Genomic DNA, 14,824 nt, shown 5'->3' on the forward strand with positions numbered 1-14,824 from the left:
AATTGGCTACGCAAACATCAGTGGTGTTGTCGCTTATTGTGACAGGGAATAACTATTAAAGCCTTTCCCCCACGCGTCTGAATTATTTATATGCCCTGAACCGGCTAAATTGTCATCATTGATTGATTATTTTTTATAAATATCATTTGGTTGAAAAAAATAATTATTTTTCTTTTCGTATTAATCACCAGAGCTAATACCATCAACTATGCTTACTGTGTATCGGTTAGAAAGCGCTTTTCTTCAGTTTTAGTTTAGGTTAACGCTTTTTAAGGAACTTATCCGATCTCAGCATGAGGATATGTAGTCGCTATCAATAAGATGGATTAACTAAAAGGTGAGTCGACAATGAGTGCAAAATTCGAAATTTTTCTGAGTAAAAATAATGAATTCTATTTCCGCTTAAAAGCGGGTAATGGACAGATCATTCTGGGTAGTGAAGGTTATACCACCAAAGCTAACTGCCAGAATGGTATCAAGTCGGTTAAAACCCACTCTCAGGACAGCAAATATTTTGAAAAGAAAGTGACGTCTAACGACAAGTTCTCTTTCAATTTAAAAGCATCGAATGGTCAGGTTATTGGTACCAGCCAGACTTATACCTCTGAGCAGTCACGGGATGCGGGCATTGCTTCCGTTACCAATAATGCACCAGATGCAACTGTAGTAGATTTAACCGTAGAAGCCTGATTGCTTCTACCAACAGGATTTTTACACCCTGTAGTGCTTCGTCCGTTAGTGCCTTACATGGCTAACGGACTTTTTTCTTTATTACGCCAGCTTCAACTGGTTGCTGAGCGCTGGCGTAATATCTATGATTTTGCCGATATGCGGTACAGACAGTGTTGCAGTAGTGGGTGGTCTTTAGCGAGTGCCGGGTGATCAAAATAGTCCGGAGATAGTATCATTCCCAGCCTTTCCATCACCGCTCTGGAACGCTGATTAGTTATGGTAGTAAAGGCAACAATCTCTGGCAGTTCAAGCTGCTCAAAGCTGACTTGCAGTGCGCGTTTTGCTGCCTCAGTGGCGTATCCTTGTCCCCAAAAATCCTTTGCCAGCCGCCAGCCAATTTCCACACAGGGAGAAAAGGGAAGCTCATAGGCTGGAATATGCAGGCCTACATAACCAATAAATTGACCGGTGGCTTTTAATTCAACCGCCCATAAACCCCATCCACGTTCAGCAATTAGCGACTGACAGCGATCGGCCATACTATCGCTGGTGGTTCTGTCTAAGGTTGAAGGAAAATATTTCATCACCTCTGGATCGGCGTTTAGCTCAGCAAACGGTGCACGATCTTCACTACGCCACTGTCGTAGCCGCAAGCGTTCGGTTTCAGGTTCAATTAGTGTAGACATTAGATATTCCAGATTGATAGCAGAGTTTAATAATTCATTACGATAGTCAATCGTTGAGAGGGACGGGTGTTGGGGTCGTAGCAGCTTTAGCTGCCGGAGCGCCCCTAACCCGGCCAGGCCCAACGCACTCTGTAGCTGAGTACTGATGGTTTACCGACCGCTTTCGGTGCAGATATAAGCACATTGCTTTTACGGTCGGAATATTTTGCGGAAGCTGATTTATTAGGTTTATCAGCAACCTGTGCCCCCCTCATTAAATATTCACCTATACCAGCGTGTAAGCCTTCTCCAACCCGTCATCTTTATCGTCCTTATCCTGTTTATCATCCTGCTCATGGTGCTCACGAATGATAATCACAGGAGGCTCGATATCCTCATCGGCAACAGAAGCCGTTTCTGCCAGGTCGTCGCCTGAACTGTCCGTCTCCACAACCTCCTGCTGACTAATGATGTCTGGTGCTGGCATGCTGTCCTGAATCATCTGTTCATCAAAGCTGGGGTTCAGTGCCGGAGAAAGCGGGGAACTCATCAGGCTGTCCGGCATAGCAATATGTGGCAATGGGGCATCTTCCACAAAATGTACTTCCTGCTTTTTCGCCGTACGGCTGAGCAATACCAACACCAAACTACACAGTGCAAAGAAAGCATACAGAATATTGCCCCCCATCGGTTGCATCAGGGCTCCGACAATCAGAGGTCCAATACTGGCACCCACACCAAAAGACATCAGTAAACAGGCGGCCAGCGAGACTCGACGATCGGATTCGATCAGGTCATTAGCCAGCGCCACTACCAAAGGATAAAGGGTAAATTGCAGCATACCGACAACAAACCCGATCCCCAGCAAAAGTGTAAAAGAGATATGGGGCAATATGGCTAATGGCAAGGCGGCTAATGCCAGCAGCAGGGCGATAATACGCAGTAAAACCAGTCGATTATAGCGGTCAGATAGCCAGCTAAAAGGCAGTTGAGCAATCAGACCAGCACAAATGGAAACCGCCATAAACATCCCGGTTTGCTCAGTAGAAAGGGATTGCAGGCTGGTATAAACCGGAGCCAGACCATAAAAAGATCCAACCACCATACCGATAACCACGATAGAAGCCAGCACCTTGGGAATCGAACCAATAAAATAACGCAGTTCCATCGGAGCGGGTGAAATTTGCTGTACGTGACTGCGGGTGGTCAGGGCAATAGGAACCAGACAAAGTGAGAAACACAGAGCGATAATTAACAGGGTTTGAATGCCTAAATCTGGCTGCAGGATTAAAACGATCTGCCCCAGGGCCGTTCCCAGATAAGAGGCCGCCATATAAAAGCCGAACACCACGCCTCGTTGATTAGGTTCTGCCTGATCGTTAAACCAGCTTTCTAACACCATATACTGGCACATCAGACACAGGCCAATAATCAGTCTCAGGGCCACCCACACCACCAGAATTTCAGTGATACCGTGCATCAGTACCGCAGCAGTAATAATCCCGGCACAGGCCACATAGGTTCGGATATGCCCTACCCGAATAATCAATGAGTAGCCGACCTTACCCCCAATCACCAGACCAATATAGTTTGCGGCAATAATTGCCCCAATAAAGGCACCGCTCACATTGGTTGATGCTAATCGCAGGGAGATATAGGTGGTCAGCAGCCCGGAACCCAACAGCATAATCATGGTTGTGGTATACAGGGGAAAAAACACGCCAAGGGCTTTTCTCACGGATCCTCCGGTGGAGTTTTTTTAACCAGCGTCCGATGGTAACAAAATATATCCACAAGAAATAGTGACGGGCGGTTTTAGGGTAGGATCTGCCTGAATAACATAAAGCGTTCTCAGAGGTTTGATTGATCGCTTTTCCCCCGATATGATGCAGCACTAAGGAATTGGAACGAGGTGAAGGTCATGAATGGAGAACAGGCGTCTGTACCAGCAATCGGTATTGATTTAGGGACAACCAACAGTCTTATTAGCGTTTGGCAAGATGGCAAAGCCCATCTGATCCCTAATGCACTGGGGGAATACCTGACCCCTTCCGCCATCAGCGTTGATGAGGATGACTCTATTCTGATTGGCCGGGCGGCATTGTCTCGCCTGACAACTCACCCGACTAAAACCGCTTCACTGTTTAAACGCTATATGGGCAGTAATCGCCAGTACAAACTGGGCGATAAGACTTTTACCGCCCCTGAACTTTCAGCGCTGGTACTAAAATCCCTTAAAGCCGATGCCGAGGCCTGGCTAGGTCAACCGATTACCGATGTCGTCATCTCTGTTCCGGCCTATTTTAGCGATGAGCAGCGTAAACAAACGCGCTTTGCTGCTGAACTGGCAGGATTAAATGCAGTACGTTTAATCAATGAACCGACCGCCGCCGCCATGGCTTATGGGCTGCATACTCAGGAGTTTGGGCGTACGCTGGTGTTTGATCTGGGAGGCGGAACATTTGACGTTACCGTACTGGAATACGCACTGCCTCTGATTGAAGTTCACTCCTCAGCCGGTGATAACTACCTTGGTGGCGAAGATTTTACTCATGCCTTGGTGAAAGCCTGCCTGAAAGAGTGGAAGCTGGACGAAAGTACTATTACTCCGAAAGCGATGGCTCGCCTCAATGACAGTGCTGAAGAGATCAAATGTGGCCTGAACAATCAGGAGAGCGTGCTGACCTGGCACTGGCAGGACAAAGAATGGCACTACTATCTTGACGACCAACAGGCTGAAAAGCTGTGGTTACCATTGCTAAATCGTCTTCGTGCGCCTATTGAGCAGGCGCTGAGTGATGCGCGCTTACAGCCAAGCCAACTGGATAATCTGGTGCTGGTGGGTGGAGCTTCCCGCCTGAGCGTTATCCAGCGCATGGTAGTACGACTGTTTGGCAAAATGCCCCATCAGCACCTGGATCCCAGCACTATTGTGGCGTTAGGTGCTGCTGTACAGGCTGCCTGCCGCTTGCGCAATGAAGACATTGATGAAGTTATCCTGACGGACGTTTGCCCTTACACACTGGGAATTGCCACCAGTAACGATAAAACTTCAGGTATCTTCTCACCGATTATTGAACGTAATACCGTAGTACCCACCTCCCGGGTTGAGACTTTCTATACCAACCATCCGGAGCAAAAATTCATTCGGGTGGCGGTCTATCAGGGGGAAAGCCCTCGGGTGGATAACAATATTCTGGTGGAATCGTTCGAAGTTCCGGTAGAACCCAATGGCCGTATCCAATCGCTGGATATCCGCTTTAGCTACGACATCAACGGACTGCTGGAAGTGGATGTCAACATGCTGGAAACCGGCAGCAGCTACTCCAAAGTCATCGACCATAGCCCGATAGGACTAAGCGAAAGCCAAAAACAAGCCAGTCACGACCGGCTTAAAGCGCTGAAAATCCACCCGCGAGATGCCATCCCAAACCGCGCACTACTGGCCCGACTCGAACGTGCCTGGTCCCAATCCCTCGGCGACCAACGCATGCAAATCGGCATCTGGCTTCAGGAGTTCGACCAAACCCTGGCCGAACACAAAGAAGAACTGATAACTCAGGTAAGAGAAAGACTAATCGACTACCTGAACTCAATGAAGCTTTAATGATTAATTCAATGAATTATTAAGTAGTTTGATAGGTTTTGTCTGTTAACAAAGTCAATCGTCGGGAGGGACGGGCGTGGGGGTCGACTTGGCGTCAGCCAACGAAGTGCCCGTAGCCCGGCCAGGCCCGACGCACTCCAAACTCAAGTACAGATTGTTCCCCGGCCGAGCACAAACTCAATATAAGCACTTTGCTATCACGGCCGGAATACCCTCAAATGCCAATTTAAAAACCACAACAGCGCTACAACCCCCCCTGACACATATACTTCAGCTCCAAATAATCATCAATCCCATACTCAGAACCTTCACGCCCCAGCCCCGACTGCTTCACACCGCCAAACGGCGCCACTTCATTAGACAGCAAACCGGTATTAATACCGACCATGCCATATTCCAGCGCTTCACTGACGCGCCAGATACGGGCACTGTCTTTACTGTAGAAGTAGGCTGCCAGCCCATAAATGGTGTTATTGGCCAGACGGATAGCCTCTTTCTCATCGTCAAAAATCACCAATGGGGCCACCGGGCCAAAGATCTCTTCATCCAGTAACTTTGCACCCTCAGGAACATCACCTAACACGATGGGATTAACAAAGTTACCCCCCAATGGATGAGCCTTATCGCCGGTGAGCATTTTGGCCCCATGGGAAACAGCGTCATCAACCAGTGACTGTACTTTCTCCACCGCTTTCTGATTAATCATTGGGCCAATATTTACCCCTTCATCCAATCCGTTTCCTACCTTCAGTTCGTTCACCCGACGAGTAAATTGCTCGGCAAAAGTGGAATAAACCTCACGGTGAATATAAAAACGGTTAGCACAAACGCAAGTCTGCCCGGCATTGCGGTATTTTGCCGCAATGGCACCCTCAACGGCGGCAGGAATATCCGCATCATCAAAAACAATAAAAGGCGCATTGCCCCCCAATTCCAGCGATACTTTCTTAATCGTCTCGGCACTTTGTCGCATCAACAAACGGCCTACTTCAGTGGAACCGGTAAAGGTCAGTTTACGGATATCCGGATGAGCAGTGAGTACCCCGCCAATTGGGCCAGATTTCCCGGTTACCACATTAAAGACTCCGGGAGGAATACCTGCGCGTCGGGCCAGTTCTGCCATTGCCAGTGCGGAATAGGGCGTTTCACTGGCGGGTCTTAACACCATGGTACAGCCCGCAGCCAGTGCCGGAGCCGCTTTACGGGTGATCATTGCCGCCGGAAAGTTCCACGGTGTAATTGCAGCGCAAACGCCGATGGGTTGTTTTATCACCATCAGGCGTTTATCCGCCGTTGGCGAGGGAATCACGTCACCATTGGTTCGTTTACACTGTTCGGCAAACCATTCGATAAAAGATGCGGCATAGCGAATTTCGCCTTCGGCTTCTGCCAGTGGTTTTCCCTGCTCACGGGTCATGATCATGGCTAAGTCTTTGCGGTTCTCGATCATTAAATCGAACCATTTACGTAGCAGTATTGATCGCTGGTGAGCCGGTAACGCTTTCCAGCCGTTTAGCGCTAAACGAGCGGCTTCTACGGCAATCAGCGTATCGTTTTCGTTCATATCGGGTATCTGACCTAAACGTTCGCCGGTTGCCGGGTCGAATACCTCGAGGTGATTTTTACTACCGGCATCCAGCCAGATACCGTTAATAAATGCCTGCTGTTTAAACAACGTTGGATCATTAAGTTTCATCAGATTGACCTCCGGAAATAGTTTTCAGGGTAGCCTTTAAGGATAGACCATCGAATATGGACATTTTGTGATGAATTATCGACATCCGAATGAATACCGGATGCCGATAACAGATAATTATCAGAGTTAACTACAGTAGTTCAGCGATTGCTTTGCCGACTTCCTGAGTTGAAGCGTTGCCACCCAGATCGCGGGTTTTAGGACCTTGGGCGATAGCCTGTTCAATGGCATGCAGAATGCCATCGTGCGCCTGTTGATAGCGGCTATCTCCTTCACCGAGGAAGCCCAGCATCATGGCACCGGTCCAGATCATAGCAATGGGATTGGCAATGTTCTGACCGTAAATGTCTGGTGCAGAGCCATGTACCGGTTCAAACATCGACGGAAAATTACGCTCCGGATTAATATTGGCTGATGGAGCGATACCAATGGTGCCGGCACAGGCCGGGCCGAGGTCTGACAGAATATCGCCAAACAGGTTAGAGGCCACCACCACATCAAAACGTTCAGGGGTAAGCACGAAGCGAGCACAAAGAATATCAATATGCTGCTTGTCCCAGGCAATTTGCGGATAGTTTTCTGCCATCAGCGCCAGACGCTCATCCCAGTAAGGCATACTGATAGCCATACCGTTGGATTTAGTGGCCGAGGTCAGTTTTTTGCGTGGGCGAGTCTGGGCCAGTTCAAAAGCATACTTCAGGATGCGGTCAACACCGTGGCGAGAGAAGATTGACTCTTGCACCACAAACTCCCTGTCAGTACCTTCAAACATACGACCACCAAGGGAAGAGTATTCCCCTTCGGTGTTTTCCCTCACCACGTAAAAATCGATATCGCCAGGTTTTTTATTGGCCAGCGGGCAAGGAACCCCTGGAAACAGGCGTACCGGGCGCAGGTTAACATATTGGTCAAACTCACGGCGAAACTTAAGCAGTGAACCCCACAGGGATATGTGGTCAGGCACTTTGTCCGGCCAGCCAACGGCACCAAAATAGATGGCATCAAACGACTGAAGTTGTTTAAACCAGTCGTCCGGCATCATGCTGCCATGCTCAAGATAATAATCACAGCTGGCCCAGTCGAAGGTATGAAACTCAAGATTAAGATCCCAACGTCGGGCTGCGGCTTCCAGCACGCGGACCCCTTCTGGTAATACTTCTTTGCCGATACCGTCGCCGGGAATGGCGGCAATTCTGTAAGTCTTATTCATCAGGGGCCTCTCTTGTGTGATTAAATTAACTCAATGGGCATCTTGTCTGTTTTATGGCTGGTTAAACCATCCATTAGCCGGAGGTCCGGCTTTATTGGCAAAAGGAACACCCGGTGCCAGTAACAGGTAAATAATGCTTAAGGTCATGGTGACAGGAAATATCGTGGATACTACCGCCATGATGATGATGGCGGTATTACTCAAATTCAGGTCATTTGCCCGTCTGATCATGGCACCAAGACTGCTGGTCAGAAACAACGCCACTAAAACCAGTGGACCTATAGCGCTGTCTGACATTTTGATCATAATGACACCGATAATAAAACTCAGCAGCGTACCCAGCAGCAACTGGGCGGCAAAACCGGTACGATTCAGGCGGGATTTAAAGCGCCAGAACTCCCAGAATTTGCTGGGCTGTTGATTTGTCTGCACCGGATTTTTGCCACGGTAGCGGGATTCCTGCAACAACAGTTTAGCCACCAGACGCAACGTAATATCTTCATTGGGGTTTTGCTGACAATCCCATAGCGATTTCTGACTATTTTCAGAAAGAACCCGGTGAGGATTACGACGCATATCCAGCGTTTCGCTAATCAGTTCTTTCAGTCGTGGATTACGTACTTCATTGATTTGCGCATAAGGTGTCGCGTTAAGCAACGCTTCTCTTAGCGCTTGTTCAGCTTCGTTGCTGAGTTGCATCTCTTCTATCAGGGTGGTGAAACGTTTTTCCCGGCCATTGAGGCCAAACCAGGCGCAGGCGGCATAGAACACCATTTGATTAATATTCGAGGATTTCTCAATACGACCTCGCCATTCCAGACTGCTGATATAAAAATGGTCGATGGAATAGGAACGGGTAGTTTGCTGATTTTCCAGATAGTCTTCCGGCGTAATCGGTAGTCTGGTCCATGAGTGATGCTGAAGAATATAGCTCAGCGTTAACTTATCCCGATATTGCTCAACGATATTATCCTGCTGCACATCCAACTGGTTAATTAACTGGCAGAATTCATACAGCGGGTGCTGCTCTTCTGGCGTTATATTTTTCGCCTGTATCAGCATCGGCAATGATTCTGCCGGTCTTTCCAATAGCAAAACTAATGCATAGCACTGGCGGCACCATTGCCAGTAATCCTGATTATTGTCAGGTTCCGGCAGTGAGGCACTGTTATTCAGGGCAATAAAGCTGATCCAGTCAGTGATGGTTTCCAGATTGCCGCCAAACGTCTCACTGTTGGCTAAACGCTCTAACTGTTCATTGGCCAACCAGCGCCGTTGCAACAACCAATGCAGGCACTGCAAATGTGCTTCGGAATCGCGCTGAGCCAGTTCTGCCGGTAGCGCTTCAGGTTGTGGGGCATATAACCAATGGGTAAAGGCTTGAATAACCATGGATGTTTTCAGCCAGTCCAGACGTTGCTGAGCCTGTAGCTTGAATCGGCTCAGAATCAGGTCGTCTAACGGATCGCCACTTTCTGGCTCATCAATAATTTGCTGTAACAGGGTTTCATTTCCCAACCGCAGCATGCTGGCATGGCGATAGAGATGCACTACCGGATCGCTGCCGTCATCCAGAATCAGATGGCGAATCATAGTGATTGGCGTCTCTTTATGCAGTCGCCATTTAGCAAAATCCTCGGCTATCAGCGGCATAGGACTTTGTAATACTTCACCCCAGCGCAACAAGGTTTTGGTAGTTTGGGTTGGGGTAATATAACGCTGTTCTGGTGCATCAATGGCTACGCCATCGGCCGGGAGATATTGTGCATTATCCAACGCCTGAATCAGCAGCGGCGTACGTTCAGGGGAATGATTAACGCACCAGGTTAATAGCCAGGCCTCGGCGGTGGCATGGCGTTCAGCCTGATACAAACGGATCCAAAACGGTAATGCCCAGTCGTCATGACCGGACATGGAACACTGAGAAGCGTACAAATAAAGCCAGTCGCTATTCTCCGGATCTTTGGTCAGCTGTTGCAGGCAATAGTCGCTGAGATGTTCAGAACCGATCCCTGCCAGCGTGTACCAGCGGCAGCGTAGTTCCATGACTTCCGGGGAATCAGGCCAGTAGACCACCATTGATTGCAGCAGATATTCTCGCAGCATCCAGGCTGGTCTTTCCCAAAACAGGAAATTAATTGAATTGATATGATCTACGCTGGCGTTTTGTGCCGCCAGCGGCAGGCCCGCAAGCAGCGTCATATCAAAGATGTCGCCTTTGGCAATATAGTCGAGATAGTCGTCCAGATGTTCGACGCTTTCGCCTCTTAGTTCGGTAATCCGCTGTTTCCAGCGCATACGCTCGGCCAGAATCTGAACGCAGTCTCTGGAGACATAGCTGGTGTTATACAACATCATCAGCAATGACCAGCGCAACTGGTTAGTCACTTCGATGGAGTGACTATCAATTTTCTGAATGTATTGATGCCATGCATCCGGCTGATAGCGCTGATTCGCATCGTTTAACAGGGTTTCGAGATCCTCAGTTAGCTGGTCAATGACCTGCTGCTCAGGATGCAGTTCCTTGATTTCGGGCTCTGGTTCCGTCTCAACGACGGGCTCGATGGGCTCATTATCCAGCGCAGAGATTGGTCGGAAGTCTGACTGAATCCCTTTTTTGGCCTGTTCATAAGCCTGACGCAGGTTTTGGAAACCCTGAGGGTCGTTTTCCGGATGATGTTCGGGTAGTTTTTTTCGGTAAGCGTTACGGATGATTTCCTGATCGTCCGTGGGCTCAATGCCTAATATTTGCCAACAGCTCAGATTCATGACCAGTCAACCTCCTGTAGTGACTGAGGCTTTTCCATCTCCAGCTCGGCTGGATCCATTTCCCATATCAGATGCCGATAAGGACTGTCTGGCTCGGTAAACAGATAGCGGGAAATGGTCATATTTGAATCCAGCGTACCTTTACTGTTCAGGGCATAGCCTTTAAGTTCGGGCTGCTCTTCACTGATGGATAGCCAGAAGGTTCTGCCAATCAGAAAACCAGAGGCGTACTCCTGCCAACTGGCATAGTAGTGGCGGGCTCGATGGGCAATACGGCAGTGAAACCACAGGCTTTCCTGTTCGGTTATCCACTGGTTTAACACACCAACACGGCACAGGAAGCTCATCCGGCACAGATCCCAGGAACGGATGCCTCCCGATCCGCACATTAATGCAGTATCGGCTACAAACTCCAGTAATACCTGACGTGACTCTTCCTGATGGGCTGAGTATTCCCGCCAACGGTTTGGTGTTAGCTGGTGCCATAAATAGTAAGGATAGGAGAGTTCGTCAGCATGTCCGTGGTCGATCATGCGGGTAACGGTATCGAATAATGATTCTCTGGAATCGATGTCCCAACTCTCTCTTAAATCCAGAGAGGAATCGTTTGGATAAAAGTTCGGTGCGGTGTAAGACGCCCCGTATTCAATGTTTAGCGCGACCATTGGGGCCGATAGGGCGTATAGCCAGTGTTGATATTGTTGGTCCATCAATAAGCTCAACGGGGGTGAAAAAATGGTTATTCAGGATACTACTACAGAAAGAAAACGCCTTCAAAGATGGAAAAATGTGTTGTGAGACACCTCAGATACTGTTATCACTTTGTTTCTGGAAAAACTGCAACTACACATTGTGATATGCCAAAAGGGATATCCGGAGGTGTGCCTTTGTTTATCAATCTGCGGGTTGATAAAAATTGTTCTATGCTCAATCCGCTCTGATATTTTCTGCCTGTTATAACAGGCGCTGAAACTCTACTTTATGAGGATAACTCAGGTGTCACAAGCTACGACTTCACAAAAGACGCTGGTTCAAAAAGGGGTGTCTAAGCATAAGCTGTTGACGATTGCCGGTCTGGGGTGGATGTTTGATGCTTTGGACGTCGGGCTGCTGTCGTTTTTATTAGCAGCGCTGAAACAAGACTGGGGACTAACGGCTCAACAAATGGGCTGGATTGGCAGCATTAACTCTATCGGCATGGCGGTAGGGGCGTTTGTATTTGGCGTAATGGCGGATCGTACCGGGCGCAAATCAGCGTTTATTGTCACATTGTTGTTGTTTAGCGTTGGTAGTGGGCTGACAGCACTGGTGTCTACTCTGGCTGCTTTGCTGGTGCTGCGTTTTATTATTGGTATGGGGCTGGGTGGAGAATTACCTGTCGCCTCAACGCTGGTATCCGAGAGTGTTGAATCTCACGAACGTGGTCGTATTGTGGTACTGCTGGAGAGCTTCTGGGCGTTTGGCTGGCTGGCGGCGGCCCTGATTGCTTACTTTATCATTCCAAACTATGGCTGGCGTGTGGCGATGTTAATCAGTGCATTACCTGCATTCTATGCCATTTATCTGCGTTTGAATTTGCCAGACTCACCGCGCTTTAAACGGGCGGAAACCAAAGAGGCTAAGCCTTCAATTATCAGCAATATCACTGCCGTCTGGTCCAGTGATTATCGTAAAGCGACGCTGATGCTGTGGATTCTGTGGTTCTGCGTGGTGTTTTCTTACTATGGTATGTTCCTGTGGCTGCCGAGCGTAGTGATGCTGAAGGGCTTTAGTCTAGTGAAAAGCTTCCAGTATGTCCTGATTATGACGCTGGCCCAACTTCCGGGTTACTTCACTGCTGCATGGCTGATTGAGCGCTACGGGCGTAAGTTTGTGTTGGCGACCTATCTGACAGGAACCGCGGTTTCAGCCTATTTCTTTGGCGCTTCTGATACCGTTGCTCAACTGTTGATCTTTGGCATGCTGTTGTCATTTTTCAATCTGGGGGCATGGGGTGCTTTATATGCCTATACGCCGGAACAATATCCCACCGCGATCCGCGGTACGGGTGCCGGAATGGCGGCCTCCATTGGTCGGATTGGTGGTATTTTAGGGCCACTGATGGTGGGTTATCTGGTGGCAATGAATAGCTCGATCACGCTGATTTTTAGTCTGTTTTGTGCGTCGATAATGGTGGCGGTGGTAGCGGTTATTTGGTTGGGGAGGGAGACTAAGCAGATGGATTTGATACCGTAACGGTCTGTTTAGCTCTTGAGTCATTTCGGCCGCTAATGATGTAGCGTTTAGTTCAACTATCGGGAGGCGGCCGAGCAGGGGGCGTTGGGGCGAACGTCCCCTGCACCCCCGCGCCTTCGCACCCGAATCCAGGTCGCCTTGCGGCGACTTCCCTCCGCCTTCACTCGGGCTTACGCACTGACACTGATTCGGTTTATTCGCCTCATCCATGAGGCTCACCCCTGTTGGGCGTGCTACCCTCTTTCAGTTGTCGGCTGAATTCCAGTGCTCCTTAAGGTCAACGGTTTTAAGGTCAAAAGCTTAAGAGAGAAGGGCAAGGGCTTTCATAGCGGGAATGCATTTTGTTGAAGGGATTTATATGACTGGTGAGATAGCTAATTATTCGATTGGTTTGGCGGCGGTGGCGGATATTCCGTTTATTGCTTCGATTGAAGCGGCGGCTGCGACGATGTTTCCGGAGTCTGTTTTGCCGGCAGCGCAGCGGCAGGAGACGACTCCTATTGGTTTATTGCAGCAGGCTCAGGCAGAGAAACGATTATGGGTGGCGCAGCAGGATGGCCAGCCGGTTGGTTTTCTTCTGGCAGATCGGGTAGGGGAATGGGGTTGGGTTCAGGAGGTGAGTGTACATCCTGATGCGGGCGGTCGGGGTATTGGTAAGCAGCTGATTATGCAAGTACTTGAATGGTCATGTCAGCAGCAGTGCCAGTATGTCGGGCTGACGACGTTTCGTGATGTGGCCTGGAATGGTCCTTTTTACCAACGTCTGGGTTTTATGGCATTTGACCGACTGCCAACACCTGAGTTTTTACAGCAGGCATTGGCAGGTGAACGGGAATGGAGCCGTTTTTGTCGGGTGGCAATGTATTATCCCCTGAAACCGCAGTGAGATGGTTCAGAGGATAGCTGACAGGGGAATTACTCTCCGCTTACGGCATTAATGTACTTTTCCAGTACGATATTTTTACCACACAACACCACAGCGACTTTCTTGCTTTGAAATTCGGGGGCCAGCCGTAGTGCTGTGGCAAGGGCTACGCCAGCGGCTCCTTCAATCATCCAGCGATCGGTGCGGGCGATCAAACGCATGGCGTCGCGGATCTCTTGTTCACTGACTAATTCGCAACGATCGATGACCTGTTGACAAACAGGAAAAGTTATCGCTCCGGGTTCTACGCCGCCAGCAGTGCCGTCTGACAGGGTTTCCTGCTCTTCTACCTCGATAATTTTACCCGCCTTGAGGCTGGCATACATACTGGGTGCATTGGCAGGCCAGCAACCAATAATTTGAGTTTTAGGGGATAAATGCTTGAGGGCAGTGCCAATACCCGATATCAAACCTCCACCGCCAACGGCAATAAATACCGCATCCAGACCCTCTATTTGTTCTGCTATCTCTATGCCAGCAGTGCCCTGCCCGGCAATAATATATTTATCGTTATAAGGAGAAACAAAGGGCTTGCCCTGTAATCCAGCCTGCCTTGATGCCTCCAGCTCAGCCGCCAGCGCATCGCCTTCAACCAGTTCAATATCTGCGCCAAATGCGCGAATAGCATCCAGCTTTACCTGTGCCGCTGTAGCGGGAGCATACACGGTAACGGCTACGCCAGCTTCGCGTGCGGCCAATGCTAATGCCTGTCCATGGTTACCGGTTGAAGCGGTGATTACGCCGCTCTGGCGTGATGTTTCATTGAGTAAGCGTATCTTATTGACAGCTCCCCGAAACTTAAATGACCCCGTATGCTGCAGGTGTTCGCATTTCAGATAGATCTGGCAGCCGCTGATTAATGATAACAATGGGCTATAGTCCAGCGGTGTGGTTCTGACCTGAGGACGAATTGCCATATGGGCTTCGGTAATCAATGGATAGAGGGAATTCATACGCGCTCCTTTAGGTTAGCAAACTTAGTTTTATCCTCTGGTTGATGGGTTGTCGAGCGGCAAGTTAATTGAAAGTGAAAAGGGAGACTATT

Annotated in this window: 11 protein-coding genes; 4 read left to right on the forward strand and 7 right to left on the reverse strand. The window is 49.2% G+C overall.

Features of this window, described 5'->3' with window-relative positions; genetic code table 11:
• Window positions 1-348: 348 nt before the first annotated feature.
• Window positions 349-690, forward strand: coding sequence for a YegP family protein (locus GOL65_RS00285; RefSeq protein ID WP_140920437.1), 342 nt, complete (start codon window positions 349-351; stop codon window positions 688-690).
• 122 nt (window positions 691-812) lie between these two features.
• Here the strand turns inward: GOL65_RS00285 and GOL65_RS00290 are convergent, their stop codons facing one another.
• Both GOL65_RS00290 and GOL65_RS00295 read right to left on the reverse strand, forming a co-directional pair.
• On the reverse strand, window positions 813-1,358 hold the full coding sequence (locus tag GOL65_RS00290; RefSeq protein ID WP_140920438.1) for a GNAT family N-acetyltransferase: 546 nt from the start codon (window positions 1,356-1,358) through the stop codon (window positions 813-815).
• 265 nt (window positions 1,359-1,623) lie between these two features.
• Window positions 1,624-3,075 (reverse strand): MFS transporter, encoded by a 1,452-nt coding sequence (locus GOL65_RS00295; protein ID WP_140920439.1) that lies wholly within the window; start codon window positions 3,073-3,075, stop codon window positions 1,624-1,626.
• Between the two features lie 183 nt (window positions 3,076-3,258).
• Here GOL65_RS00295 and GOL65_RS00300 point away from each other — a divergent pair, with 183 nt between their 5' ends.
• Window positions 3,259-4,944 carry a molecular chaperone HscC gene (locus GOL65_RS00300; RefSeq protein WP_140920440.1) on the forward strand — a complete coding sequence of 562 codons (1,686 nt, stop codon included), beginning with the start codon at window positions 3,259-3,261 and terminating at the stop codon, window positions 4,942-4,944.
• A 244-nt stretch (window positions 4,945-5,188) separates the two neighbouring features.
• Here GOL65_RS00300 and GOL65_RS00305 read toward each other — a convergent pair whose 3' ends face one another.
• The 4 genes from GOL65_RS00305 to GOL65_RS00320 form a co-directional block, all read right to left on the reverse strand.
• Window positions 5,189-6,640: an NAD-dependent succinate-semialdehyde dehydrogenase gene (locus tag GOL65_RS00305; protein ID WP_140920441.1), complete on the reverse strand. Its 1,452-nt coding sequence runs from the start codon at window positions 6,638-6,640 to the stop codon at window positions 5,189-5,191.
• 130 nt (window positions 6,641-6,770) lie between these two features.
• Complete coding sequence (locus GOL65_RS00310; protein ID WP_140920442.1) at window positions 6,771-7,850, reverse strand: tartrate dehydrogenase; 1,080 nt, start codon at window positions 7,848-7,850, stop codon at window positions 6,771-6,773.
• Between the two features lie 51 nt (window positions 7,851-7,901).
• Window positions 7,902-10,619 carry a DUF805 domain-containing protein gene (locus GOL65_RS00315; RefSeq protein ID WP_140920443.1) on the reverse strand — a complete coding sequence of 906 codons (2,718 nt, stop codon included), beginning with the start codon at window positions 10,617-10,619 and terminating at the stop codon, window positions 7,902-7,904.
• A complete protein-coding gene (locus GOL65_RS00320) occupies window positions 10,616-11,329 on the reverse strand; it encodes a DUF1266 domain-containing protein (RefSeq protein ID WP_140920444.1) in 714 nt (237 codons plus the stop codon). Before GOL65_RS00320 ends, GOL65_RS00315 begins: the two co-directional genes overlap by 4 nt.
• A gap of 271 nt (window positions 11,330-11,600) precedes the next feature.
• On the opposite strand from GOL65_RS00320, the gene GOL65_RS00325 reads away from it, so the two are divergent.
• Window positions 11,601-12,854, forward strand: a complete 1,254-nt coding sequence (locus tag GOL65_RS00325) for an MFS transporter (protein ID WP_140920445.1) — start codon at window positions 11,601-11,603, stop codon at window positions 12,852-12,854.
• Between the two features lie 358 nt (window positions 12,855-13,212).
• Entirely contained in the window at window positions 13,213-13,740 is a 528-nt protein-coding gene (locus GOL65_RS00330) for a GNAT family N-acetyltransferase (RefSeq protein WP_179038104.1), read from the forward strand.
• Window positions 13,741-13,769: 29 nt separating this feature from the next.
• On the opposite strand, the gene GOL65_RS00335 is transcribed toward GOL65_RS00330, so the two are convergent.
• Entirely contained in the window at window positions 13,770-14,732 is a 963-nt protein-coding gene (locus GOL65_RS00335) for a threonine/serine dehydratase (RefSeq protein ID WP_140920447.1), read from the reverse strand.
• Window positions 14,733-14,824: the final 92 nt, after the last annotated feature.

This window comes from Limnobaculum xujianqingii, assembly GCF_013394855.1.
Taxonomy (GTDB): domain Bacteria; phylum Pseudomonadota; class Gammaproteobacteria; order Enterobacterales; family Enterobacteriaceae; genus Limnobaculum; species Limnobaculum xujianqingii.